This window comes from Palleronia rufa (genome assembly GCF_000743715.1).
GTDB classification, from domain to species: domain Bacteria; phylum Pseudomonadota; class Alphaproteobacteria; order Rhodobacterales; family Rhodobacteraceae; genus Palleronia; species Palleronia rufa.
Map to the genome: position 1 here is coordinate 40,418 of NZ_JQEY01000012.1, position 23,880 is coordinate 64,297.

22 protein-coding genes are annotated in these 23,880 nt (G+C 68.0%); 5 read left to right on the plus strand and 17 right to left on the minus strand.

Translation table 11 applies throughout. The features are described from left to right. Positions 1-14 precede the first annotated feature (14 nt). A complete protein-coding gene (gene fliP, locus KW83_RS14260; RefSeq protein ID WP_051928538.1) occupies positions 15-692 on the plus strand; it encodes a flagellar type III secretion system pore protein FliP in 678 nt (225 codons plus the stop codon). 54 nt (positions 693-746) lie between these two features. Here fliP and KW83_RS14265 read toward each other — a convergent pair whose 3' ends face one another. The 15 genes from KW83_RS14265 to bchF all read right to left on the minus strand — a co-directional run bounded on the left by KW83_RS14265 (position 747) and on the right by bchF (position 16,834). Continuing rightward, a complete protein-coding gene (locus tag KW83_RS14265; RefSeq protein WP_036180204.1) occupies positions 747-1,223 on the minus strand; it encodes a c-type cytochrome in 477 nt (158 codons plus the stop codon). A 93-nt stretch (positions 1,224-1,316) separates the two neighbouring features. Beyond that, complete coding sequence (gene hemA, locus KW83_RS14270) at positions 1,317-2,528, minus strand: 5-aminolevulinate synthase (RefSeq protein WP_036180207.1); 1,212 nt, start codon at positions 2,526-2,528, stop codon at positions 1,317-1,319. Further along, positions 2,518-3,285, minus strand: coding sequence for a putative photosynthetic complex assembly protein PuhE (gene puhE / locus KW83_RS14275; protein WP_036180210.1), 768 nt, complete (start codon positions 3,283-3,285; stop codon positions 2,518-2,520). The genes hemA and puhE overlap by 11 nt, the downstream gene beginning before the upstream one ends. 63 nt (positions 3,286-3,348) lie before the next feature. Next, a complete protein-coding gene (gene acsF, locus KW83_RS14280) occupies positions 3,349-4,485 on the minus strand; it encodes a magnesium-protoporphyrin IX monomethyl ester (oxidative) cyclase (protein ID WP_036180213.1) in 1,137 nt (378 codons plus the stop codon). After that, on the minus strand, positions 4,482-4,808 hold the full coding sequence (locus KW83_RS14285) for a hypothetical protein (RefSeq protein ID WP_036180216.1): 327 nt from the start codon (positions 4,806-4,808) through the stop codon (positions 4,482-4,484). Before KW83_RS14285 ends, acsF begins: the two co-directional genes overlap by 4 nt. A 35-nt stretch (positions 4,809-4,843) precedes the next feature. After that, a complete protein-coding gene (gene puhC / locus KW83_RS14290) occupies positions 4,844-5,302 on the minus strand; it encodes a photosynthetic complex assembly protein PuhC (RefSeq protein WP_036180219.1) in 459 nt (152 codons plus the stop codon). Between the two features lie 9 nt (positions 5,303-5,311). Continuing rightward, positions 5,312-5,947, minus strand: coding sequence for a photosynthetic complex putative assembly protein PuhB (gene puhB / locus KW83_RS14295; protein ID WP_051928530.1), 636 nt, complete (start codon positions 5,945-5,947; stop codon positions 5,312-5,314). A gap of 11 nt (positions 5,948-5,958) precedes the next feature. Next, entirely contained in the window at positions 5,959-6,708 is a 750-nt protein-coding gene (gene puhA, locus KW83_RS14300; RefSeq protein WP_036180222.1) for a photosynthetic reaction center subunit H, read from the minus strand. Between the two features lie 12 nt (positions 6,709-6,720). Beyond that, the gene (locus tag KW83_RS14305; RefSeq protein WP_036180224.1) at positions 6,721-8,148 is read right to left on the minus strand and encodes a PucC family protein; all 1,428 of its coding nucleotides are present in this window, start codon (positions 8,146-8,148) and stop codon (positions 6,721-6,723) included. Then, positions 8,145-8,864, minus strand: coding sequence for a magnesium protoporphyrin IX methyltransferase (gene bchM / locus KW83_RS14310; protein ID WP_036180346.1), 720 nt, complete (start codon positions 8,862-8,864; stop codon positions 8,145-8,147). The genes KW83_RS14305 and bchM overlap by 4 nt, the downstream gene beginning before the upstream one ends. A gap of 50 nt (positions 8,865-8,914) precedes the next feature. After that, positions 8,915-9,838: a ferredoxin:protochlorophyllide reductase (ATP-dependent) iron-sulfur ATP-binding protein gene (bchL, locus tag KW83_RS14315; protein ID WP_051928531.1), complete on the minus strand. Its 924-nt coding sequence runs from the start codon at positions 9,836-9,838 to the stop codon at positions 8,915-8,917. A 59-nt stretch (positions 9,839-9,897) separates the two neighbouring features. After that, on the minus strand, positions 9,898-13,452 hold the full coding sequence (locus KW83_RS14320) for a magnesium chelatase subunit H (protein WP_036180226.1): 3,555 nt from the start codon (positions 13,450-13,452) through the stop codon (positions 9,898-9,900). Then, positions 13,442-14,992, minus strand: a complete 1,551-nt coding sequence (gene bchB, locus KW83_RS14325) for a ferredoxin:protochlorophyllide reductase (ATP-dependent) subunit B (protein ID WP_036180229.1) — start codon at positions 14,990-14,992, stop codon at positions 13,442-13,444. Before bchB ends, KW83_RS14320 begins: the two co-directional genes overlap by 11 nt. A 70-nt stretch (positions 14,993-15,062) precedes the next feature. Then, complete coding sequence (locus tag KW83_RS14330; protein ID WP_036180350.1) at positions 15,063-16,337, minus strand: ferredoxin:protochlorophyllide reductase (ATP-dependent) subunit N; 1,275 nt, start codon at positions 16,335-16,337, stop codon at positions 15,063-15,065. A 5-nt stretch (positions 16,338-16,342) separates the two neighbouring features. After that, a complete protein-coding gene (gene bchF / locus KW83_RS14335; protein WP_036180232.1) occupies positions 16,343-16,834 on the minus strand; it encodes a 2-vinyl bacteriochlorophyllide hydratase in 492 nt (163 codons plus the stop codon). Positions 16,835-17,042: 208 nt separating this feature from the next. On the opposite strand from bchF, the gene KW83_RS14340 reads away from it, so the two are divergent. From KW83_RS14340 to KW83_RS14355, 4 genes are read left to right on the plus strand one after another with little or no spacing between them, the layout of a single operon-like run. Then, positions 17,043-17,810 (plus strand): cobalamin B12-binding domain-containing protein, encoded by a 768-nt coding sequence (locus tag KW83_RS14340; protein WP_051928532.1) that lies wholly within the window; start codon positions 17,043-17,045, stop codon positions 17,808-17,810. Positions 17,811-17,841: 31 nt separating this feature from the next. Next, entirely contained in the window at positions 17,842-19,254 is a 1,413-nt protein-coding gene (gene ppsR / locus KW83_RS14345) for a transcriptional regulator PpsR (RefSeq protein WP_036180354.1), read from the plus strand. Between the two features lie 57 nt (positions 19,255-19,311). Further along, positions 19,312-20,346, plus strand: a complete 1,035-nt coding sequence (locus KW83_RS14350; RefSeq protein WP_036180235.1) for an NADP-dependent oxidoreductase — start codon at positions 19,312-19,314, stop codon at positions 20,344-20,346. 24 nt (positions 20,347-20,370) lie between these two features. Then, positions 20,371-21,630, plus strand: a complete 1,260-nt coding sequence (locus KW83_RS14355) for an alpha/beta hydrolase family protein (RefSeq protein WP_036180238.1) — start codon at positions 20,371-20,373, stop codon at positions 21,628-21,630. On the opposite strand, the gene KW83_RS14360 is transcribed toward KW83_RS14355, so the two are convergent. Both KW83_RS14360 and KW83_RS14365 read right to left on the minus strand, forming a co-directional pair. Then, positions 21,631-22,743 carry an alkane 1-monooxygenase gene (locus KW83_RS14360; protein WP_036180241.1) on the minus strand — a complete coding sequence of 371 codons (1,113 nt, stop codon included), beginning with the start codon at positions 22,741-22,743 and terminating at the stop codon, positions 21,631-21,633. A gap of 30 nt (positions 22,744-22,773) precedes the next feature. Continuing rightward, entirely contained in the window at positions 22,774-23,850 is a 1,077-nt protein-coding gene (locus KW83_RS14365) for an A/G-specific adenine glycosylase (protein WP_036180244.1), read from the minus strand. Positions 23,851-23,880 lie beyond the last annotated feature (30 nt).

The window sequence follows — 23,880 nt, forward strand, 5'->3', positions numbered from 1 at the left end:
CGACCCTGCCGGGGATGGCGCTGGCCCAGCAGGTCTCCATCGACTTCGACGGAGAGGGAACCCTGGCGGGCCGCGGCATCCAGCTTCTGGTGCTGGTCACGCTCCTGAGCCTGGTGCCGGGCCTTCTGGTGATGATCACCTGCTTCCCGTTCCTCGTCACGGTGCTGTCGATCCTGCGCCAGGGCATCGGGCTCCAGCAGGCGCCGCCCAACATGCTCATCGTCACCCTGGCCCTGTTCCTGACCTATTTCGTCATGGAGCCGGTCTTCGTGACGGCCTGGGAGACCGGGGTGACGCCGCTGGTCGAGGGCACGCTCACGATAGAAGAGGCCGTTCCGGTCGCCCTGTCGCCGTTCCGCGACTTCATGGCGGCGCGCATCGACCCGGACACGTTCGATGCGCTGGCCTCCATCCGCGAGGCAGAGGGGGACACGGCCCTGGGTCCCATGGCTCCCTTGTCGATGCTGGTCCCGTCCTTCCTGCTGTCGGAAATCGAGCGGGCGTTTCAGGTCGGCTTTCTGATCTTCCTGCCGTTCCTGATCATCGACCTGGTGGTCGCGGCGATCCTGATGTCCATGGGCATGATGATGGTGCCCCCCGCGATCGTGTCGCTGCCGTTCAAGCTGGCCTTCTTCGCGGTGGCGGACGGCTGGACGCTGATCTCCAGCGCGCTGGTCCGAAGCTATGCCTGAACGCGGAAAGGGCCGGCGTGACCGGCCCTTCCGTTCGTCTCGATCCGCCGTGGCTCAGCTGCCCGACGCGTCGCCCGAGCCGTCGCCCTCACCCTGGGAGCCGAGCGACTTGAGGTAGGCGAACACGTTCTTCGCGTCCTCCTCCTTGCGCACCTTGTAGGTCATCGCCCCGCGCGCGCCCTTGTCGTCGAGGTACTCGCGCAGATACGGCGTCGGGTCCTGGACGTAGGGCACGAACGTGTCGGCCTCCCAGACCAGCCCGGCCTCTCCCGCCGCGACCATGGAGGAGGAATAGCGGAACCCCTCGACGCTGCCGGCGGTCCTGCCGACGACATTGTAAAGGTTCGGACCCGTCCGCCCGGCACGGCCGGCCAGCGTGTTGCCCGCATCGTCCGTAACCACGTGGCAGGCCTGGCACTGGTTGAACACTTTCTCGCCGGCCGCGGCGTCGCCGACGGACTCCTGACTCTGCGCCGCGGCGGCGCCGCCCAGCAGCGCCACGACGGCCAAGGAACTCATGGTGGTTTTCATCGAACTCTCCCTGTCAGTCGGACCAGACCGGCCCGAACATTGCCTGAAGTCCTAAACCGTAACGGCGACACGTCAAGGCGCCGCCCACGGTCATCATGCCACGGCCCGTGCCAGAGCGCATTGCCTCCAGAGCCCGTTCAGCGCCTGCACCAGGTGGTCGATGTCGGCATCCGTATGCAGCGGTCCGGGGGTGAAGCGCAGCCGCTCGGTCCCCTTGGGCACGGTGGGATAGTTGATCGGCTGCACGTAGATGCCGTGCTGCTCCATCAGCACGTCGGCGATCATCCGGCACTTTACCGGATCCTTGATCATCACCGGGATGATATGGCTGGGGTTGTCCAGATGCGGAATTCCGTGCGCGTCCAGGCCGGCGCGCAGCCGCGCCACCTGCCGGCGCTGCCGGGCGCGCTCCATCCCGCTGCCCTTCAGGTGGCGCACCGCCGCCGCCGCCGCCGCGGCCACCGCCGGCGGAATCGCGGTGGTGAAGATGAACCCGCTGGCGAAACTGCGGATGAAATCGCACAGCGCCGCGGAGCCCGCGACATATCCGCCGAAGCATCCGAAGGCCTTGCCCAGTGTGCCCTCGATCAGGGTCACGCGGTCCATCAGCCCCTCGCGCTCGGCCACACCGCCTCCGCGGGGCCCGTACATGCCCACCGCGTGCACCTCGTCGAGATAGGTCATCGCGCCGTGTTTCTCGGCGACGTCGAGGATCTCGGCGATCGGGGCGATGTCGCCGTCCATGGAATAGACACTCTCGAAGGCGACGATCTTGGGCACCCCGGGTCCGTAGAGCGACAGCGCGCGGTCCAGGTCGGCGGGATCGTTGTGCCGCCAGATCACCCGCTCGGCGCGGGAATGGCGCATCCCCTCGATCATGCTGGCATGGTTGAGCGCGTCCGAGAAGATCACCGCGCCCGGCAGGCGCGATCCCAGCGTGGACAGCGCCGCCCAGTTCGACACGTAGCCGGACGAGAACAGCAGCGCCCCCTCCTTGCCGTGCAGGTCGGCCAGTTCCCGCTCCAGCCCGACATGGTGATGCGCGGTGCCCGAGATGTTGCGCGTGCCGCCCGAGCCGGTGCCACACCGTTCCGTCACCTCGACCATGGCCGACACCACGTCCGGATGCTGGCCCATGCCCAGATAGTCGTTCGAGCACCAGACGGTGACCTCGTCCGGCCCCATTCCGTGGTTCCTGACCTTGGGAAACCTGCCCCGCACCCGCTCCAGATCGGCGAAGATGCGGTAGTTCCCCTCGGATTTCAGGTCGTCCAGCTGGGCCCGAAAGGCGGCGTCAAAATCCATGCTCTCCCCTTTCCTCTCTTGTCCTGTCCAGAGGCGCGGGCATCGCCCAGCGCCAGAGTTTCTCATCCGGCAGCGGCAGCACCATCAGCCAGTGCTCGAGCAGCGCCAGGGCGGTCAGCGCGCCCAGAAGCGCGAATTTCACGTCGCCGGTCATCGCGATCCTTTCGACCCAGCCAAAGACCGCGCCCGTCAGCACCAGGATCGAGATCGGGAACAGCCAGCTGACCGGACCCTGCCGGAAGTAGCTGGGCAGATGCGCCAGGGGGGCCGGCAGGAATTCCGTATTGATGCGGGGCACACCCAGAAAGATGTTCAGCTTGGCCGACAGCCGCGCGAACCACAGCACCGCATAGGTCCACAGCGCCACCTCCTGCCCGGAGGTCAGCAGGAACACGAACCCCGCCGCCAGCGCCAGCTCGTGCCAGGCGAGCGCGGCCCAGGCGGCCCGGAACCTCTGGGTCACGGTCGCGCAATAGGGCATCGGCCCGCGCGCGTAGCCCGTGACCGTGCCCGTCAGAAAGGTCAGCTCGATCCAGCCCCAGATCGCCAGCGCCGACAGGAACCCCGCATAGGCGCCCGCTGCCAGCACCGCGCCCGCGACACCGCCGATCAGCAGCGGGAGGGTCACCAGCACCAGCCGCCCGTGCGCCCCCGGTCCCTTCCGGTCGGCGCGCTGCACCGCCCAGAGGATCGCCCCGGTGGAGAACCACCAGACGAAGAGCGCCGCAAGCGCCGCGATGGCGGGATGGTCGAACATGGGGCGCGTCGTCCTCCGTCTCGTCTTGAACCGCGCCGGCGCAAGGCCCGGACGCGTCCGGTGTCAGTAGGCCGGCTCCAGCCGCACGCTGTCGGGCACCCGGTTCTTCTTCACCGGGATGGTGTAGATCGACAGGAATGCCGCCGCGGCCCGCGCCCCGGCGCCGATCCGCCCGGCCAGGCCGCCGGCGCCGCCCCGCGCCTTGGCCGCGTCCATCTCGCGCACCGCGCGCTCCATGGCCTTGCAGCCCTTCACGAACCGGGGATGCGCGATGTCCAGCTCCACCGGAAAGGCCTGCCGCGCGATCACGTTGGTCTTTTCGAACACCGCCATGTCGTACCAGTCGATGTCCACGCCAAGCGCCTCGTGGAACCTGGGCCGGGCATGGTCGCGCACCCACATGGTGGAATAGACCGCCGTCAGGAAGAACCGGATCCACAGCCTGTTGGCGAAGCTGCCGGTGATCTTCGGGTCCGTCCGCATCAGCAGGGCGAAGGCCTCGCCATGGCTGAACTCGTCGTTGCACCACTCCTTGAACCACTTGAATATCGGGTGGAACCGCTGGTCCGGGTTCGCCTCCAGGTGGCGATAGATGGTGATGTAGCGGGCATAACCGATCTTTTCGCTGAGATAGGTGGCGTAGTAGATGAATTTGGGCCGGAAATAGGTGTATTTCTTCTCTCGCGTCAGAAAGCCCAGGTTCACCGCCACGCCCGCCTCGCGGAGCGCGTCGTTGATGAAGCCCGCATGCCGTGCCTCGTCGCGGGACATGTAGCTGAACAGCTCCTTGATGTCGGCATTCGTGCCGCGCCGCTTCATCTCCTTGTAGAGCACGCAGCCGGAGAATTCCGCCGTGCAGGAAGAGATCAGGAAATCCAGGAACTCCGCCTTCAGCTCCGGCTCCATCCCCTCCCAGTCCACCGCGTCCCAGTCCTCGGTCTTGCGGAAATGGCCCTTGTTGGGATCGGCCCGCATCCGCTCCATCAGCTTGTCCCAGTCCTCGCGCACCGGTTCGACGTCGATGGCGTCCAGCTCCTCGAAGTCGGTGGTGTAGAAGCGCGGCGTCAGCAGCGTGTTCTGCATGGCCAGAGCGGTCGCGGACTCGCTGTCGAACTTCGACTGCGCCTCCTGGATCGCCAGGCCTTCCTCCACGGTGGTCGCGTCGGCGGTATGGGTCGCCGTTCCGGTCTGAACGTTCATGCTGCAGCCTCCTCTCCGCCGGTGCCCGTCGCGTCGATCTCCTCGGAAAAGGAGAACTCGCACAGTTCCATGACCTCGATATCCCCGGTCAGCCGGGTCCAGAGCCGCTCGATCCGGCTGGCGCGGACGATCGTGGCGGTGCGGCTCTCGCGCACCTCCTCGCCCCAGGGGGCCATGACCGGCGCGCCGTGGACCTTCACCCTGTCGCCGGGGTGGATCACCGCCCCGTTGTCCAGCCTGACATGGGCCGACAGTTCCTCGAACTTGTGGACCACTTCGACCGTGCAGGGCGCGGTCTCGGTCTCTCTCGTGAACAGTCCCATCTTTCGGTTCCCTCTTTGGCTATGGCTGTCCGGGATCACTCGAACAGGACGTCCCAGTGCCGGGCGTTGCCGGCCCCGAAAGAGGTCATCTCGGCCGACCAGCCGGTTGCGGGATCGGTCAGCACCAGCCGCCCGTTGGCGAGACGGGCGAGTGTCACCGGCGGATTGCCCACCGTCCTGTGAACGATGCGCTGCCGGCGGAGCGCGTCGCCGACCACCGCGATGAACGCGCCGTTGTCGGTGTCGAGCAGAACCTCGCCATCCGGCGTCGTGGCGCGGACGGACACGCTGTCACCCTCCAGCACGAAGGTGCGGGAGTCCACCACCGGGGCGTCCTGGGGCACCCCTGCCAGCGGCATGTCGGTGACCCGCGCATAGGCCGCCAGCGACAGCCCGCCCAGCGCCACCGCCACCATGGCCGCCAGAAGCGTCTTCGGGATCATCGCGCGGTCCCGCTGCTGCATCTCGCGCCGTTCCGCATCGTAATAGAGCATGGTCCCCTCCTATTCCGCCGCCACCGCAATCGCCGAGATCTGCGGGCGCGCGGCCCGCGCCTCGACCGCATCGGCCAGGATCGCGGCCACCCGCTCGGCATCCGGGATCGCCCGGAGCGCCGGTTGCACCCGCGTCATGTGCCAGGGCCGCATGTGCGGCCACAGCACCGCATAGGACAGCCGCGTGCCCTCGACCGTGCTCAGCGCGATGGTCCCGGTCCCGCCCGGCCCCTTCGACAGATCCGCCGCGGCGATCTTGGCCAGCGGCAGGTTGAGCGTCACGGTCAGCGCGGCGCCGATCCGCATCGCGACGCGCTCGGTGGTGATGGTATAGACCGTGGCACGGGCCTGCACCCGCGCGATCACCCACAGCAGGCCGCAGGCCGCGGCGCCCAGCCCCAGAAACGGCAGCGCATAGGGCGCCGCCGCCGTCCAGCCCATATCGGCCCCAAGGGACGCCACCCGCCAGAAGGCCAGCACCGCGAAATAGCCTGCCACCCACGTCAGCGACAGCGCCGCGCGCGCCAGGGCGCTGGTGTCGGGCCGTCCCTGCCACAGAATCGTCTCGCCGCGCGGCAGGGCCTCGGGCAGGCCCTCGACGGGCTCCACGGTGATGTCGTGATCGTCGCGATAGTCACGGGGCATGGGGATTCTCCTTACCTGCAGTAAAGCTCGCCGCCGCCGTAAAAGGCCACGATCTTTTCTTCCTCGAGCAGGGTGATCTGCTCCATCGACGCGGTCTGCGGCACCTGGGCCATGCGCGCCGTATCCAGCGTGCGGATATCGACATAGCGCGGCTTGACCCGCACCAGCTGCATCGGCGCAAGGCAGCGCCCGCCGGCCTCCAGCTCTATCTCCAGGTAGCGCACCATCTGTTCGGGCACGTCGATCCACAGGTCCACCACATGGCCGACCACCTGATCGTCGTTGCACACCACCGGCATCCCGCGCGGATCCCGCCCGGCCGAGACGAAGAACGCCTCATGGGCCCCCATCGGCTGGATCTTCGGATGGCCGTCGCCGGAAAGTTCCACCAGATCGCGCCGCGGCACCCATGACGCGGGGCCGACACCGTCGCGCATCGGATCGCCCGTGGGGGCGTGGGGAAAGCCCTCGGACACGGCGGTGCGTGCCATGGCCAGATCCTCGCGCCGGTGCGCCGCCTCGTTCTGGGGCGACGGAACGATCACGTCGGGCCGGTCGCCGGGCATCTTGAACGTCTTGGGGCTGGGCACCGGAAACGGTCCCTGGTTGGGCGCGGGCTCTCCGTCCTCGGTCTCCAGCGGATAGCCCTCACGCATGTTCTCGGTCTGCAGGTAGTAGACCAGCAGCGCGAAGAAGAGCCAGAAGCCCCAGATCGCGACCGCCGCCAGATCCGTATCTCCGAAAAATTCGACACCGACCATGATGCCCTCCTTTCAGGTTGGAAAGTCGGCAAGACCGATCTTGCCGCCGTTCTGGGTCTCTTGGATGGGATTGACGAAGGACAGGCGGACCAGAGGCCCGAGGACCGCCAATGTCGCGAAAAGCAGGGCGATTTCGATATGATAGACCGTGGTGTACCCGGTGGCCGGCGTGTTCAGCACCTCGCCCAGCGCGCCGGAGGTCGCCAGCATCCCGACCCCGTCGCGAAGCGCCCCGCCGATGGCGATGGACAGCCCCGCCGCCGTGGCCTGCGCCGCCCCCCAGGCGCCCAGCGCCAGACCGCGGCCGGCCAGGCCGCGGGCGGGCAGCGTCATCGCCGCCGTCAGCGTGGCCACAGAGAACAGCCCGCCGCCCAGCCCGATCCCCGCCGCACCGCCGTAAAACAGCCAGTCCGCCTGCATCGGCGCGGCAAAGACCACCGCGGAAAAGGCCGCGACGCCGGCCAGGATCCCCCGCGCGGCCATGCGGAACGGGTCGATTCCGCGCGCCAGCCAGCGCGCGGCCAGTGCGAAGCCGACAAGCGCGCCCGCCGCCCAGACCGCCGACAGCCAGGTGGTGGCCGACACGCTCAGGCCCAGGATCTCGCCGCCGTAGGGCTCCAGCAGCACGTCCTGCATGTTGAAGGCCAGCGTGCCGACGAACACCACGGCCAAGAGCCGCCCGGCGTCGCCGCCGACCGCGAAATCGCGCCAGGCGGCGCCGAACTGGGGCCGCGGCGCGTCCCGCTCGGCCCGGCTCATGGGGCGGATCGTCTCCTGTTTCCAGAGCGCGATCAGGTTCAGCACCACGGTGACCAGCGCGGTGCCCTGCACCACCCGGATCAGCCGCAGGGGCGAGAAATCCGCCAGCAGCCAGCCGATCAGCACCGCCGACACGCCCATCCCCACCAGGAACATCACGTAGAGCAGCGCCACCACGCGGGGCCGGGTCTCGTCATCGGCGCGGTCGGAGGCCAGCGCCAGCCCCGCCGTCTGGGTCATGTGCAGCCCCAGGCCGGTCATCAGGAACGCCCCAGCGGCCAGGACCTCTCCGGCGAAGGGCACGTCGTGGACCGTGTCGCCGCCCAGCACCAGCAGCGCGAAAGGCATCAGCGCCAGGCCGCCCATCTGCCACAGCGTCCCGAACCACAGGTAGGGCACCCGCTTCCACCCGATCGCAGAGCGGTGGATGTCGCTGCGGTGGCCCAGCAGCGCGCGGAACGGCGCCACCAGAACGGGGAGCGCGATCATCGCCGCGACCAGCATGGCACCCAGGCTCAGCTCGACGATCATCACCCGGTTGAGCGTGCCCAGCAGCATCACCGTGGCCATGCCGACCGACACCTGGAACAGCGACATCCGCAGAAGCTGGCCCATCGGCAGCCCGGCGCTGGCCGCGTCGGCGAAGGGAAGCGCGCTGAGCGGAAGGCGTGCCACTCTCATTCCGGCACCTCCATGCAGGTCGAGATGTAGAACCCCGAGGACACCCGCTCGACCACCTTCAGATGCCGGACGCAGCCCGCCCGCCGCAGATCCCGCGACAGCGTGCGGGGCGCATGGGGCACCATGACCGGCGCGCGGTCGGCCTTGGGGAACAGCCGTCCCGCGGTCCACATGGCCATGAGCAGGGGCGTGCGCGGCGCGACGGTAAAGACGATCCGCCCGGAGGTGCGCCCCGACAGGTCCGACAGCGCCGAGCAGATGTCGACCGAGCCGTAATAGATCAGGCTGTCCATGGCGATGACATGGTCGAATGCCCCGTGGTCGGGGTCCAGCATGTCTCCGGCGACGAAGGCGACCCGGCCGGGCAGACCCTCCGGCAGGCGCCGGCGGGCGATCTCGATCAGCCTTGGAGAGACGTCCACGGCGACGACCGTCGCGCCCCGCGCGGCCAGTTCGGCGGTCATCTGTCCGGCGCCGCATCCGGCGTCGAGCACGCGGGCGCCGGTCAGGTCCTGGGGCAGGCGCGACAGCATCACCGCGCGCATCCGGTCGCGGCCCGCGCGCACCGTCCGCCGGACCCAGCTCACCGGCGCGTCAGAGGTCAGCCGTGCCCACACCCCCGTCGCGGTCCGGTCGAAATACTCCTCGACCCGGTCGCGCGTGCCCTCGTAGGGCGTTTCGCGCGCGTTCGCCGGACTCCTACAAGACTCCGACAAGAGTCCCACGGGAGTCTCACGGCCGCCATATGCGCTCCGAACGCCCTCCATCAGTCGAATCCCAACAGTTCGAAGATGTCCCGATCCTCCAGCGGCGCCGGCGCCAGCGGGTCGGTCCCGGCGTAGAGACGCTCGGCCAGACGGACATATTCGGCGCGCGCCATGACGATGTCCTCCTCGTCCGGCATCTCGAAAAGAGTCTTCTTTTTCAGTCGGCTGCGCCGGATCGCATCGATGTCTGGCATATGCGCGATGCGTTTGAAGCCGACGGTGCCGCAGTAGCGGTCCACCTCGTCGGTGTCCTTCGAGCGGTTGGCGACGCAGCCCGCCAGCCGGACATTGTAGTTCTTCGCCTTCGCCTGCACCGCCGCGATGATCCGGTTCATCGCGTAAATGGAATCGAAATCATTTGCGGTAACGATCAGCGCCCTGTCCGCATGCTGCAAAGGGGCCGCGAATCCGCCGCAAACCACATCGCCCAGCACGTCGAAGATTACCACGTCGGTATCCTCAAGCATGTGATGTTGCTTGAGAAGCCTCACCGTCTGGCCGACCACGTAGCCGCCGCAGCCGGTGCCCGCCGGCGGGCCGCCGGCTTCGACGCACTGCACGCCGTTGAAGCCTTCGGCCACGAAATCCTCGGGCCGCAGTTCCTCGGCGTGAAAATCGACCTCCTTGAGGATGTCGATCACCGTCGGTTGCAGCTTGCCGGTCAGGGTGAAGGTGGAATCGTGCTTCGGATCGCAGCCGATCTGCAGCACCCGGTGGCCCAGCTTGGAAAAGGCCGCCGACAGGTTGGACGATGTCGTGGATTTGCCGATACCGCCCTTGCCGTAGACCGCAAAGACCTTTGCGCCCTCGATCCTGACCGACTCGTCCTGGTGCACCTGCACCGACCCTTCGCCATCCTCGCCCCGCAGGCGGGGTACACCGGCCGCGCGTCTGAGCGTCTGTACGTCGTCTCTGGGGCTCATGTGCGCCCTCCCATCCTGTTCGGTGCCGATTTTTCGAGTGAAAAATCGACGTCGTGCGACTACTCTGCCGCGATGCCTTCCATCCGGTCCTCAAGTTCGTCCGCCGCGCCCTGCAAGGCGGAAAGCGTCTCTTCGTCGGGCTGCCAGTAAGCCCGGTCCGACGCTTCCAGCAGCCGTCCGGCCATCCGCGCAGAGGCAACCGGGTTCAGGTCGGCCAGGCGCTTGCGCATCTCGGGATCCAGCACGAATGTCTCCGACAGCCGCTGATAGACCCAGGGCTCTACCTCGCCGGTGGTGGCGGACCAGCCCATCGTGTTGGTCACATGCGCCTCGATCTGGCGCACGCCTTCGTGCCCGTGCTTCAGCAGCGGCTCGTAAAAGCGCGGGTTCAGCGACCGGGACCGCGTTTCCAGCGCCACCTGCTGCTGGAGCGTGCGGACCTTGCCGGCGCCCCGCGTCTGGTCACCGATATAGACCGGGGCCACCCGCCCCCCCCGCGCCCGCCGCACGGCGCGGGAGATCCCGCCCAGCGTGTCGAAATAGTGATCGACGGACGTGACCCCCAGCTCCACCGATTCCAGGTTCTGATACGCCAGATCCACGTCTTTCAGCGCCGCCTGCAAGAGCGCGCCCTGCTGGGTGGCGTGGCCGGTGCGCCCGTAGGCGAAGCCCTTGCGGGTCTGGTAGGCGTCGGCCAGCTCGTCCTCGTCGTCGAAGGCCGAGGAGTCCACCATCTGGTTGACGTTCGAGCCATAGGCGCCCTCGGCGTTCGAAAAGACCCGCAAACTCGCCGTTTCCATGTCGCAGCCCATCGCCTCGGCATAGCTGAGCGCATGGGCTCGGACGAAATTCCGCTCTACCGGCTCGTCCGCCGTCGCGGCTTTCCAGGCGGCCTCGGCCAGCATCCGGGTCTGGAGCGGCAGCAGATCGCGGAAGATGCCCGACAGCGTCATCACAACATCGATCCGCGGGCGTCCCAGATGCTCCAACGGCACCAGGTCCGCACCCGAAAGCCGGCCGTAGCTGTCGAAGCGTGGCGCCGCGCCCATCAGCGCAAGTGCCTGCGCGATCGGCCCGCCGTCGGACTTGATGTTGTCCGATCCCCAGAGCACCAGCGCCACCGAGCGCGGCATCGCCTTGTGCGTCTCCAACAGCAGCGCCGCCTGCCGGGCGCCGTCGGCCATGGCATAGGCGGTCGGCATCCGGAACGGGTCGAACGCGTGGATGTTGCGCCCGGTCGGCAGAATCTCGGGCGAGCGGATCAGGTCGCCCCCCGGCACCGGCGCGATGAACCGTCCCGACAACGCACGGATGAGGGCCGGAAGCTCCGCCTCCTGTCCCAGCGCCGTTTCGGTCGCGGCGCGGCGCCCGGCCGTCATGTCGGGCATCGCATCGAGTAGGCGGCACCTCTGCGCGTCCGTCATGGGCCGCCCGACGATGTGCAGCCCGTCGGTGATCAGCGCCTGCTCGGTCTCGATCAGCCGCAGCCACAGATCGTCCGGCGCCGTGCCGCCCAGATCGACCGCCTCGGCCTGAACCGCGATCAGGTCTTCGAGATCGCGCCGCACGTCTCCGGGCGCCGTGGTCCGCCAGCGGGACACGCTGTCCTTGAGGTCCGCCAGCCCCTTGTAGAGCCCAGCCGAGGCCAGCGGCGGCGTCAGATGCGTCACACAGACCGCGTTCGACCGCCGCTTGGCCAGCGTCGCCTCGGACGGGTTGTTCGCGGCGTAGAGATAGACGTTGGGCATTCCGCCGATCAGCCGGTCGGGCCAGTCCCCCGGCCCCATGCCGACCTGCCGCCCGGGCATGAATTCCAGCGCACCGTGCATTCCGAAATGGAGCAGCACATCGGCCCCGAAGGACCCCTTGAGCCAGCGGTAGAAGGCGGCGAAGGCATGGGTCGGCGCGAAACCCTTCTCGAACAGCAGGCGCATCGGATCGCCCTCGTAGCCGAAGGCGGGTTGCAGGCCGACGAAAACGTTCCCGAACCTCGCTCCCAGCACGAAGACGCCGCGCCCGTCGCTCTGCTGGCGCCCCGGGGCGGGGCCCCAGGCCGCCTCGATCTCCTTGAGCCAGGGTGTGTCGCGCACCAGGTCGTCGGCACTCACATGGGCGTGGACATTCGCCTCCTGCCCGTATTGCGCCGCGTTTCCGGCAAGTACGGCGTTGCGAAGATCATCGACGGTATCGGGGACATCCACCGCATAGCCCTCGTCCCGCATCCGGGACAGCGTGTTCCACAGGCTCTCGAAAACCGACAGATAGGCCGCGGTCCCCGCCGCGCCGGCGTTGGGCGGAAAGCCATACAGCACCACGGCGACCTTGCGTTCGGCAACCGTCGAGCGGCGCAGGCTCACCAGCCGGGCCACCTTCTCGCCCAGGGCCTCGATCCGTTCCGGACAGGGGTGCATCGCCCGCGCCTCCCGCCCCGGACGGCAGGCATGGCCGCAGCCGTCGCAGCCGCCGCCGCCATGGCGTCCGGCAAAGACGGTGGGGTTGGTGGCCCCGTCGATCTCCGGCAGGGCCACAAGCATGGTGGTCTCGACCGGACCCAGGCCGCGTCCCGCACCGGCCCATTCGCCCAGGGTCTGGAACTCCAGCGGGTGGGCCGCGACATAAGGCACGTCGAGATCGCGGAGTACCGCCACCGCCGCGTCGCTGTCGTTATAGGCCGGCCCGCCGATCAGCGAGAATCCGGTCAGCGACACCAGCGCGTCCACGCGGTCGCCCGCGAAATACGCCGCGATCGCCGGGCGCGCGTCCAGCCCGCCCGCGAAGGCCGGCAGGACCCGCAGGCCCCGACCCTCAAGCTGGCGGATCACCGCGTCGTAATGGGCGGTGTCGCCGGCCAGGATATAGCTGCGCATCATCAGCAAGCCGACGGTTCCCCGCGCACCGCGCGGTACGGGCAGATCCTTCGCGTCGGTCACGATCCGCGCCGCCAGTTCCGGGTGATAGAGCCCGACCTCCGGGTATTCCACCGGCAGAGCCGCCGGGCGCCCGTGCCAGTCTGCGTTCCGGGCATAGCGCGACAGCAGGAACCGGATCATCTGCTCGATGTTGTCGTCCGAACCGCCCAGCCAGTATTGCATGGTCAGAAACCACGCCCGCAGGTCCTGCGCCTTGCCCGGGAGGAACCGCAGGATCCGCGGCAGCCTGCGCAGCATCGCCATCTGTTTGGCACCCGAGGCCGATCCCGGCTTGGACGATCCGCGCAGCCGCTTCATCAACTTGCCCAGGCCCGTCGGCGGAGCGGCCATGTCCAGATCGCCCAGCCGCGTCTGCTTGACCACCGCGGCGTCCGAAATCAGCCCGATCACCGCATCCGCCCGGTCCCGCGCCGCGGCAAGGTTCGGGACGATGGCGCGGACATGCTCTTCCAGGAACAGCAGCGACGCCACGACCATATCCGCCCGGTCCACCGCCTGTCGCGCGTCGTCCAGAGCCGCCGGATCGCTGCCCCATTCGGCCGCGGCATGGACGGTGACGACAAGCCCCGGAAAGTCCAGGCTCAGCCGCGGCATCGCCCGCGCGGCAGGCCCCGCGGCATGGGCGTCCAGCGTGACGATGGCGATCCGGTATTCCGGCGCGGGGAATGCAATCTCATCGCGCATAATGGGCCTTTGCCTCATACAGGGTGTCCACCGAAATCTCCTGCACGCCGCGCTGGGCCGCGAAGGCCTCGGTATTGCGGCGCGCCTTGCCACGGACGAAGAACGGGATCTTCTTCAGCTCCCGTTCGGCCGCCTCAAGCCAGACGAGCGCGTCCGCTCCATTCATCTTTCCGGAAATATCCTCGGGGGGTCCGGGGGGCGAAGCGCCCCCGGCGCTCTCGGCCCGCGCCGCCCCGCCGCCGTGATGCGACGGGCCCGCTGCATCGTGGAATTCGAAATCGTCGCGGAACATGTGCAGCAAGTGCTCTTCAAGCCCCATGACGAGCGGATGGACCAGCGTGTCGAACAGCACGTTGGCACCCTCGAACCCCATGACCGGAGAGTATCTTGCCGGATAATCCTGCACATGGACGGGGGCCGAGATCACCGCGCATGGGATGCCCAGGCGCTTGCCGATGTGGCGCTCCATCTGCGTACCCATGATCATCTCCGGGGCCAGCGCTTCGATGGTCTGCTCGACCTCCAGGTAATCGTCGGTGACGATCGCCTCGACGCCATATTCCCGGGCGAGCGCCCTGAGCGGCCGCGCGAACTCGCGGTTGTAACACCCCAGACCCACCACATCGAAGCCGATCTCGTCCCGCGCGACACGGGCCATGGCCATGACGTGGGTCGCATCGCCGAACAGGAACACGCGCTTGCCGGTCAGATAGGTCGAATCGACCGATGCAGAGTACCACGGCAGGCGCAGGCCTTCCTCGGAAGGGGCCGTGGCGGCGGGCGCCAGTGCCCGCACCTCGGCCACGAAATCGCGCGTGGCGCCGACGCCAATGGGGACGATCCGCGTGAAGGGCTGGCCCAGTTCCTTTTCGCACCAGCGCGCCGCGGCCTCTGCCGTTTCGGGGTAGAGAAGAACGTTGAAATGGGCCCGGCCCAGCCCGGTCAGGTCCTGCGGAGAGGCGCCCATGGGTGCGGTCACGTTTACCTCGACGCCCATATCGGCCAGAAGCGACGTGATCTCTGCCACGTCGTCGCGGTGGCGAAACCCCAGCCCGGTCGGACCGAGGATATTGCAGCTGACCCGCGCGGTCCGCTCCATGGGACGGGCCAGATGCCGGACAATCTGGTAGAACGTCTCGTCCGCGCCGAAGTTTTCCTTGCGCTGGTAAGAGGGCAGCTCCAACGCGATCACCGGGATATCAAGCTCCATGGTTTCGGCCATGCCGCCGGGGTCGTCCTGGATCAGTTCGGCCGTGCAGGAGGCGCCGACGATGATCGCCTGCGGGGCGAACCGCTCCACCGCGTCGCGGCAGGCGGTGCGAAACAGATCCGCGGTATCTGCGCCCAGGTCGCGGGCCTGGAAGGTGGTGTAGGTGACCGGCGGGCGCTCTTCGCGACGCTCGATCATGGTGAACAGGAGGTCCGCATAGGTGTCTCCCTGGGGCGCGTGGAGCACGTAATGCAGACCGCGCATCCCCGTCGCCACGCGCATGGCGCCGACATGGGGCGGGCCTTCGTATGTCCAGACCGACAGCTTCATGGCGTCTCCGGAGCGAGGGGCCAGCCCCTCGCGCTCCCCGGGGTATTTCGGAAAGGATGAAGGAGGCACGTCATTCGGCGGCCTCGATCTTCAGGCGGGCCTTGCGGCGCAGGGGGCGCGCGAAAAGGGCCGCGAGATCCCCCGCCTGCTCGTAGAAATGCACCGGTGTGAAGACCAGTTCGATGGACCATTTCGTTGCCAGCCCCTGTGCCTCCAGCGGGTTGGCAAGGCCAAGGCCGCAGACCGTCAGATCCGCCCGCGCCGCACGCGCGCGGTCGAGCTGCAGATCAACGTCCTGCCCTTCGGAGATGACCGGCCCCTCGGGCAGCAGGTCCAGGTCGGGTCCGGCAATCTCGCGGTGGAGAAATGGCGTGCCGATCTCAATCGCCTCCATGCCGCATTCGCGGACCAGGAAGCGGGCCAGCGGGATTTCCAGCTGGCTGTCGGGAAAGAAAAAGACGCTGCGGCCCTTCAGGGTCTCGGCGGCCGCGGCGACGGCGCGGCGCGCGCGGGCGCGTGGGGCGGCGGTCACCGCTTCGAACCGCTCGGCGGAGACGCCGAAATCCCGGGCGATGGCGGCCAGCCACTGGGTCGTGCCCTCCTCGCCGAAGGGCATGGGCGCCGGGATCGGCCGCGCGCCGCGGCGACGCAGGGCGGCATGGGTCTCGCCCAGAAATGGCTGGCAGAGCGCGAAGACGGTGTTCGGCCCGATCGCCGGCGTATCGTCCGACCGGCGCGCCGGAAGGCAGCGCACCGCGTCGATCCCGAGGGCGGACAGCAGCGCCAGCGCCTGATCTTCGACCACGTCCGGAAGGGCGCCGACCAGAAGCAGCGCGCGCTCCGATGTCTCGGGCAGCGCCGGCACCATGGAGGCGAGGCAGGCGTCCTCGCCTTCGGTGAAGGTCGTCTCGATCCCGCTGCCGGAGTAGTTGAGCACGCGGACATGGGGGGCATGGGCGCGGGTCAGCCGCTCCGCCGCCTTGGCCAGATCCAGCTTGATGACCTCGGACGGGCAGGAGCCGACAAGGAACAACTGACGGATGTCGGGGCGGCGTGCCAGCAGCCGCGCCACCTCGCGGTCGAGCTCATCCTGCGCGTCGGCCAGCCCGGCCAGGTCGGTCTCTTCCAGGATCGCGGTGGCAAACCGGGGCTCTGCAAAGATCATCACGCCTGCCGCGGACTGCAGCAGATGCGCGCAGGTCCGTGAGCCGACCACCAGGAAGAACGCATCCTGCATCTTGCGGTGGAGCCAGATGATTCCGGTCAGCCCGCAAAAGACCTCACGCTGTCCGCGCTCTTTCAGGACCGGGGTCGCGCCGCATCCGCGCGCCGGGAGAGGGGCCATGTCGGTCACGGCGCCTCCTGCCGGGCGCGGCGGAGCTTGAGGACGAATTGCGCGGCGTTCACCGCATAGGCGGCATAGGCGGCCAGCGCCAGAGACATCAGCGCGCCGGGCCCCATGGCGCCCGTCAGGAGCGCCCAGAGATAGGCGGTGTGCAGTGCGATCACCAGGAACGACATCATGTCCTCCCAGAAGAAGGAGCGCGCCAGAAGATACCGGCCGAAGACGACTTTTTCCCAGATCGCCCCGGTCACCATGATCGCATAGAGCGTGCCGGTCTTGACCACGATGGAGACAGTCGCGACCCCGTAGCCGGCGCCCGTCACCATGAACCGCAGGACCAGCGCCAGCGACACCAGAAAGACCAGGAACTGGACCGGCGCCAGCACCCCCTGCACCAGCGTCCACCGGGTGGAATCACGGCGCGCCCGCTCGGCGGAGGTGTAGATCGGCCTTGCCGCCTGGCCGCTACCGGAAGAAGGGAATGCAACCTCTGTCATGCAGAAAACTACAGCACTCCGGATGCAATGTGTCAATTATAATTTACACTCGCTCGAGAACTCTCGCCAACGCTCTATCCCTCAAAATAAGCGGAAAGGAGCCATGTTCGGCCATACCTGTCAGTCAGAATTGACAATCGCTTTTCAAATTGAATGCTGCTAGGCTTTTCCGCGATACCTCGGGATCGCAGCATATCGGTGGGTGCGGATGGGAAGCTCCGGCAGCAGTGGAAAGAGTCGAACGCGGTCGTCTGAGACCGGCGTCGTCGATCTTGCCACCTGCGCGCTCGACCTGCTGGCGAGTCGGCGCAAGGATCATGCACAGGATAGCTGGGCCGAGGCGCTCCAGTCCGCCGTGACATCGCCCGACCCCACGGAAAAGGACACGCTGCTCCGCAGTATGCTCAAGGCCGGAATTTCGCCGGAACGGATCTGCGACCACTACATTCCGGCCGTCGCGCGGCGCATGGGTGACGACTGGTGCCGCGACAGCATGAGCTTTGCGGATGTGACGATCGGCTCCGCAAGGCTTCAGGCTCTTCTTCGCGACGCGTCGCTGCAAGGTGGGGGCGCGCCCATGCAGGGGGCGGAGAATCTGGCCGTGATCGTCCTGGCCGACGAATACCACACCCTGGGCGCCATGGTCTTGACCGGGCAGTTGCGGCGACTGGGCGCCTCCGTCAGGCTGGCTCTGGGACGGCCGGAGGCAGAAATCCGGCGACTCGTCGGCGACGGCGGGTTCGACGCCATCCTGATCTCCGTCGCGCTGGCGGAGTGCTACCGCGAGGTGAACCGGATTATCCGGGAACTTCGCGACATGACGGGCGGCCGCGTGCCCATCGTCGCGGGCGGCAGCATCCTGGATCTTGGGGCAGAGAGCGCGCGGACCCTCACCGGCGCCGATCACATTGCAGGGACCGCGGCCGAGGCGTTGCAACTAACCGGCTCCGGCGCCGTTGCTGGGCCAGACCGATGACCCGACGGTCGCACCCAAGCGGGACGAACCGATGACGAGCCGCGGCACACGATACTGGTCGAATGGATCGATCCCGCTGATCGGGCCCGAGGTGCTGGGCGACATCATCTCATCCGCGGCCGACATATCTCTGGTCATCACCGCGATAGGAGAGATCCTGTCGGTCATGGTCAATCCCGGCCATCCGCGTTTCGGGCGGCTCGACAACTGGGAAGGACGTGACCTTCGCAATCTGCTGCAGACCGAAAGCATCCCCAAGCTGGAAGCGCGGCTGGCCGCGATCGCTGGCGGCGACTCCCCGTCGCGCGGGATCGAGTTGAACCACACCGACACGACGGGTTTGGGATTTCCGGTCCGCTACTCCTTCCACCCGATCGGGCCCGAAGGTGCGATCCTGATGCTTGGCCGCGACCTGCGCCCCATCGCGCAGATGCAGCAGCAACTGGTCGAGGCGCAGATGGCGCTGGAACGCGACTATGAGCACCAGCGTGAGATCGCCACGCGCATGAAGGTGCTGATGGAGACGACGCAGGATGCGGTACTCTTCGTGAACAGCGTCACGGGCCGGATCGCGGATCTGAACGCGCAGGCCGCACGGATGCTGGGCGATACGGTGGACACGCTGGTGGACCAGCCGCTGGCTCAGCTTCTCACCCGGCGCGACGGACCGTTCGAGCTGGCGGCTCTCACGGCCGACGCGCAGAGCGAGACCTCGGGGCCGGTCGCGCTCCAGCTTGTCACATCGCGTAAGCCCATCAGCCTGCGGGCGACCCCGTTCCGCGCGGCGGGCCAGAGGATGCTCATCTGCCGGATCGACCGCGCCGTCGAAGGCGTTGCGCCGGAAACCGAAGCCTCTGCCAGGCTGGCGCGCCATTTCGACCGCACCGCCGATGCCATGGTATTCGCGGACCGGACCGGCGCTATCCTGACTGCCAACGACGCGTTCCTGGCCCTTGTCGACGAGGACAACGCCGCCGGACTCAAGGGACGGTCCCTGGCCGATTTCCTGGTCCGTGGCAGTGTGGATCTGAAGGTACTGATCGACAATGCGGTGCGCAACGGACAGATGCGGCTCTTCTCTACCCGGACGACCGGGCAGTTCGGTGGCGAGACCCCGGTGGAGATTTCCGCCGCGTTCCTGGACGATCCGCTGCATCCCGCCCTGGGCTTCGTGTTTCGTGACGTCAGCCGGGTCGACGGGGTGCGCGGCGCGTCCGCGGGGTCCGTCCCGGAGGACATGCGCCCGGCGCGTGAGCTGGTCGGCGCCGCCACGCTGCGCGACATCGTGGCCGAGACCACCGAAGTGATCGAGAAGATGTGCATCGAGACGGCCGTCGAGCTTACCGGAAACAACCGTGTTGCCGCGGCGGAGATGCTGGGGCTTTCCCGCCAGTCGCTCTACGTGAAGCTCAGGAAGTACGACCTGCTCGCCCGCGACGATTGAACCTGGACGTCGCGGCGCAACGGCCCACCTGTGGTTCTCCCGAAGACGGAGCCACAGATGACCCAGACCCGACGATCCATCCACCTTGCAGAGCGCCCCAAGGGCAAGCCCACGGACGCCAACTTTCGGCTGGAAGAGCACCCCCTGGCCGATCCCGGTGACGGTGAGGTCGCGATCCGCGTGATCTGGCTGTCGCTGGACCCCTACATGCGCGGGCGGATGGATGCCGGACCGTCCTACGCGGACCCCGTTCCGGTCGATGGCGTGATGACGGGCCAGACGGTCGGTGAGGTCATCGCCTCCAACGCCGACGGCTTCGCCGCGGGCGATATCGTGACCGGCGCCACGGGATGGGTCAGCCATGCGGTCATGGACGCGAAAGAGTTGCGCAAGCTCGACCCGTCGCTGGCCCCCGTACAGTCCGCCCTGGGGGTGCTGGGCATGCCGGGCATGACCGCCTGGACCGGCTTGACCGACATCATGGAACAGCGCGAGGGCGAGACCATCGCGATCTCGGCGGCGACGGGCGCCGTGGGATCGGTCGCCGGGCAGATCGCCAAGGCGCGGGGGTGCCGCGTCATCGGCATCGCCGGCGGACCGGAGAAATGCGCCTTCGCCACCGATACGCTGGGCTTCGACGCCTGCATCGACCACCACGCGATGACGGACGGAAAGGCCATGGCAGAGGCGCTGGCCAAAGCCGCACCGGACGGGATCGACGGATATTTCGAGAATGTCGGCGGCAAGACCCTGGCGGGCATCATCCCCAACATGGCCGAGGGCGGACGCATCGCCGTCTGCGGCATGGTGGCCTGGTACTCCGGCGACAATCTGTCGGAGGGTCTGCCCCTGCCGGTCCTGTGGCGGACGATCCTGACCAGGCGCCTGCGTGTGCGCGGTTTCATCGTGATGGACCACTACGACCGGTTCGACGCCTTCGTTTCGGATGTCGCCCCTCTCGTCCGGTCCGGCAAGCTACACTACCGTGAGGACGTGACAGACGGGCTGGAGAACGCGCCTGCCGCGTTCATGGACATGCTGACCGGGGGCAACTTCGGAAAGGCGCTGGTTCGGGTCGGACCGGACGCCTGAGTACTGAAAATGGGAGGATACCACATGAACTACCTGGCCCTTGTCGCGCTTGTCGCCGCCAGCCCCGTTCTGGCGCAGGAGAACCCGATCACGCTGGTGCGTCCCGATGCGCCGGAACTTGCGGCCTTCGGCGCCATGCCCACCGGAGTGCGGACGATGACCTTCACCCGCCCGGACGTCGTCGACGTGGTGAACTCCACCGACGACGCGATTGCGCGTGCCGATCGTGAGATCACGGTAGAGGTGTTCTACCCCGCCGCGCCGGACACGGAGCCGGGCGGCACCTATACTGCCTTTCTCCGCGACGGCGAGACGGAGGTGACGCTGACGGGACGCGCCGCGCGGGACGCCGCCCCGGCAGAGGGCAGCTACCCGCTGGTCTTGATCTCCCATGGCTATCCCGGCAACCGCTTTCTCATGGCGCATCTGGCCGAGAATCTGGCCTCGAAAGGGTATGTCGCGGCGTCGATCGACCATCCCGACAGCACCTATTCGGACATGGGGGCGTTCGGATCGACCCTTTACAACCGGCCGCAGGACCAGTCCTTCGTGCTGGACTCCATGGCTTCGCTGGACGGGGAGATCGGCGCCATCGTCGATGCCGAGCGCACGGGCCTTGTCGGCTATTCGATGGGCGGCTACGGCGCGCTGATCTTTTCCGGTGCCGGGATCGAGGACGGCGACCGCCCCGAGCGCTACACCGCCCCGGGCGATCTGCTGTCCGAACTCGCGGTCGGCGGCGCGCGGCTGGCCGAGATCCAGGACGACCGGCTGGCCGCCGTCGTCGCCATCGGGCCCTGGGGACGCAACCGGGACTTCTGGTCAGGGGACGGGCTGAGCCGGATCGACGTGCCGCTGATGATCGTCGCCGGCGGCGTGGATGACGTCAGCGAATACGACGCGATCCGCAAGATCTTCGAAGAGACGACCGGCACGACCCGCCACCTGCTGACCTTCGACTCCGCCAATCACAACGCCGCCGCGCCCATGCCTGCCCCGGCAGAGGCCTGGGCGGATCCTTCGATCTACGCCCATTATGCGGACGCGGTCTGGGACAATGTGCGGATGAACAACATCCTGCAGCATTTCGTCACCGCCTTCATGGATCTCAATCTCAAGGGCGACGACGCCAAGTCCGCCTATCTGGATCTGACCGAGCGCGCGGAAGACGGCGTCTGGGCCGTGGCCGAGGACGGCACGGAAGAGCCGGAGCATACCTACTGGAAGGGGTTCCCGGAACGGACCGCCAAGGGTCTGCGGTTCGAAACGCGCGCGCCCGAATGATCAGCGCGGCGGGGGATTGGTGGCCCTGTTGTAGGGCCGCCAGTTGTCGATCTGCGGGTAGAACGTGCGCCGCCACGCGCGCACGCGGGGGTTCATGATCCGCCGCCACAACGGCGGGATCATCGCGGCGACGGTCATCACCGGATAGCTTGCCGGAAGCTGCGGCGCGTCCGCCGCGCCGTAGGTCTGGAGAAGCGGAAAGCGCCGGTCGGGTTTGTAATGGTGGTCGGAATGGCGCTGCAGGTTGATGAGCAGCCAGTTCGACGCCTTGTGCGACGCGTTCCAGGAGTGGCGCGGCCGGACGTGCTCATACCGGCCGTCGCCCAGGTGTTCCCGCGTCAGTCCGTAGTGCTCGACGTAGTTCACCAGTTCCAGCTGCCAGATCGCGACGCCGGCCTGGACCAGCAGAAGCGCGACGCCCCCCGCTCCGCCAAGCGCGAAGGCAATCGCCACGAACCCCGATTGCAACGCCCAATAGCGCCAGAACGGATTGCGGGCGTCCCACCACGGGCGGCCCCTGCGCGCCAGCATCGCGGCTTCCGCCCGGAACGAGGACACCAGGCTCTGGCGCAGCACGCGCGGATAGAAACGGTGAAACCCTTCGTTGTAGCGCGCCGTCACCGGATCCTTCGGGGTCCCCACGTAGCGGTGGTGGACCAGCAGGTGCTCCGACCGGAAGTGAGAGTAGAACACCAGTGCGAGCAACAGGTCGGCCAGCCAGCGCTCAACCCGGTTGCGTTGGTGCATCAGCTCATGGGCGTAGGTGATGCCCACCGTGCCCGACAGCACCCCCATGCCGAAGAACACGCCGAATTTCTCGACGCCGCCCATGTCCGAGCGGCTGACCCACCAGATCAGGCCGAACGTCAGCGCCGCCTGGATCGGGAACCAGATCAGCGTCACCAGCCGGTACCAGAAAAGCTGCGCGTCTGGCGTGTCCGGGGCGCGGTTCGATTCCTCCAGGCCGGCGAAGCTGTCGATGGTCGAAAAGAGCCACCAGGTGGAGGCGGGCACCAGCAGCAGCCACCAGCCCCCCGCCCAGGTCGCCGCCAGGATGACCGGCACAAGCATGAGCGACAGCCAGAACGGCAGGGCCTTCGACAGATGGTCCATCGGCGGTCTCCTCTGTGCCCACGGCGTGATCTATAGCGCGCCCGGTCCGGTCCGCTCAAGCGGCGGAAGCCGCGAATTCGCCTGATCGAGCGCCTTGCGCATGACCGTGGGCAGGTCGCTGGCGCGAAACCCCGGCGGCGCGTGCCACGTCCCCCGGCTGGGCGCGGCGCAGGTTTCAGCCGCGCGGAGCGACAGGATCAGATGGAAATGGGTGAAGGTGTGGCGCACCTCTCCCGCGTCCTGCCAGTCCGCGTCCAGCGGCGGGTCCGCGTCGGGCGTGCCCTCGACCCATGCGGCACCGGGCCACCCCAGCATCCCGCCGAGCAGACCGGAGCCGGGCCGCGTCTCCAAGAGCCAGGCTCCGTCCGGGCGGCGGGCCAGATAGGCGATCCCGTGGCGCACCGGCTTGGGCTTTTTCGGCGATTTCCGCGGCAGGTCGCCCGCTATTCCCCGGGCGCGTGCCGCGCAGGGGTCCCGCCAGGGGCAGATCCCGCAGGCCGGGGACCGGGGCGTGCAGACGGTGGCGCCCAGGTCCATCATCGCCTGCGCGTGGTCTCCGGGACGCGTCCGTGGCGTGAGCGCCGCGGCAAGCGCGGTCAGTTCGGGCTTGGCCGCCGGCAGCGGGGTCCGGACCGCCCGGAGCCGCGAGACGACGCGCTCCACGTTGCCATCGACGACCGTCTCCGGCCGGTCGAAGGCGATCGCCGCCACGGCCGCCGCCGTGTAGGGGCCGACGCCCGGCAGACCCAGCAGCCCGTCCCGCGTGTCGGGAAACCGCCCGCCATGGTCGGACACCACGACCCGTGCGCATTTCAGCAGGTTGCGGGCGCGGGCGTAGTAGCCAAGTCCCGCCCACTCGCCCAACACGGCAGAATCGTCTGCCCCGGCCAGCGCGCTCACATCGGGCCAGAGGTCGGTAAATCGAACGAAATAGGCCCTGACGGCGGCCACCGTTGTCTGTTGGAGCATGATTTCCGACAGCCAGACGCGATAGGGGTCGGGGCGCAGGCCGGCCTTGCGCTCGGCCGGACCGATGCGCCAGGGCATGACGCGGGCGTGGCGATCGTACCACGCCAGAAGCCCGTCCGAGAGATCCGCGTCACGCAATCTTTTGGCCCCCCGGTTCCGTTTCCCCTT

Bases quoted from the DNA above. Each gene is read 5' to 3' on its own strand.
- fliP (WP_051928538.1), top strand. From the start codon at position 15: ATGGCGCTGGCCCAGCAGGTCTCCATCGACTTCGACGGAGAGGGAACC.
- KW83_RS14265 (WP_036180204.1), bottom strand. From the start codon at position 1,223: ATGAAAACCACCATGAGTTCCTTGGCCGTCGTGGCGCTGCTGGGCGGC.
- hemA (WP_036180207.1), bottom strand. From the start codon at position 2,528: ATGGATTTTGACGCCGCCTTTCGGGCCCAGCTGGACGACCTGAAATCC.
- puhE (WP_036180210.1), bottom strand. From the start codon at position 3,285: ATGTTCGACCATCCCGCCATCGCGGCGCTTGCGGCGCTCTTCGTCTGG.
- acsF (WP_036180213.1), bottom strand. From the start codon at position 4,485: ATGAACGTTCAGACCGGAACGGCGACCCATACCGCCGACGCGACCACC.
- KW83_RS14285 (WP_036180216.1), bottom strand. From the start codon at position 4,808: ATGGGACTGTTCACGAGAGAGACCGAGACCGCGCCCTGCACGGTCGAA.
- puhC (WP_036180219.1), bottom strand. From the start codon at position 5,302: ATGCTCTATTACGATGCGGAACGGCGCGAGATGCAGCAGCGGGACCGC.
- puhB (WP_051928530.1), bottom strand. From the start codon at position 5,947: ATGCCCCGTGACTATCGCGACGATCACGACATCACCGTGGAGCCCGTC.
- puhA (WP_036180222.1), bottom strand. From the start codon at position 6,708: ATGGTCGGTGTCGAATTTTTCGGAGATACGGATCTGGCGGCGGTCGCG.
- KW83_RS14305 (WP_036180224.1), bottom strand. From the start codon at position 8,148: ATGAGAGTGGCACGCCTTCCGCTCAGCGCGCTTCCCTTCGCCGACGCG.
- bchL (WP_051928531.1), bottom strand. From the start codon at position 9,838: ATGAGCCCCAGAGACGACGTACAGACGCTCAGACGCGCGGCCGGTGTA.
- KW83_RS14320 (WP_036180226.1), bottom strand. From the start codon at position 13,452: ATGCGCGATGAGATTGCATTCCCCGCGCCGGAATACCGGATCGCCATC.
- bchB (WP_036180229.1), bottom strand. From the start codon at position 14,992: ATGAAGCTGTCGGTCTGGACATACGAAGGCCCGCCCCATGTCGGCGCC.
- KW83_RS14330 (WP_036180350.1), bottom strand. From the start codon at position 16,337: ATGGCCCCTCTCCCGGCGCGCGGATGCGGCGCGACCCCGGTCCTGAAA.
- bchF (WP_036180232.1), bottom strand. From the start codon at position 16,834: ATGACAGAGGTTGCATTCCCTTCTTCCGGTAGCGGCCAGGCGGCAAGG.
- KW83_RS14340 (WP_051928532.1), top strand. From the start codon at position 17,043: ATGGGAAGCTCCGGCAGCAGTGGAAAGAGTCGAACGCGGTCGTCTGAG.
- ppsR (WP_036180354.1), top strand. From the start codon at position 17,842: ATGACGAGCCGCGGCACACGATACTGGTCGAATGGATCGATCCCGCTG.
- KW83_RS14350 (WP_036180235.1), top strand. From the start codon at position 19,312: ATGACCCAGACCCGACGATCCATCCACCTTGCAGAGCGCCCCAAGGGC.
- KW83_RS14355 (WP_036180238.1), top strand. From the start codon at position 20,371: ATGAACTACCTGGCCCTTGTCGCGCTTGTCGCCGCCAGCCCCGTTCTG.
- KW83_RS14360 (WP_036180241.1), bottom strand. From the start codon at position 22,743: ATGGACCATCTGTCGAAGGCCCTGCCGTTCTGGCTGTCGCTCATGCTT.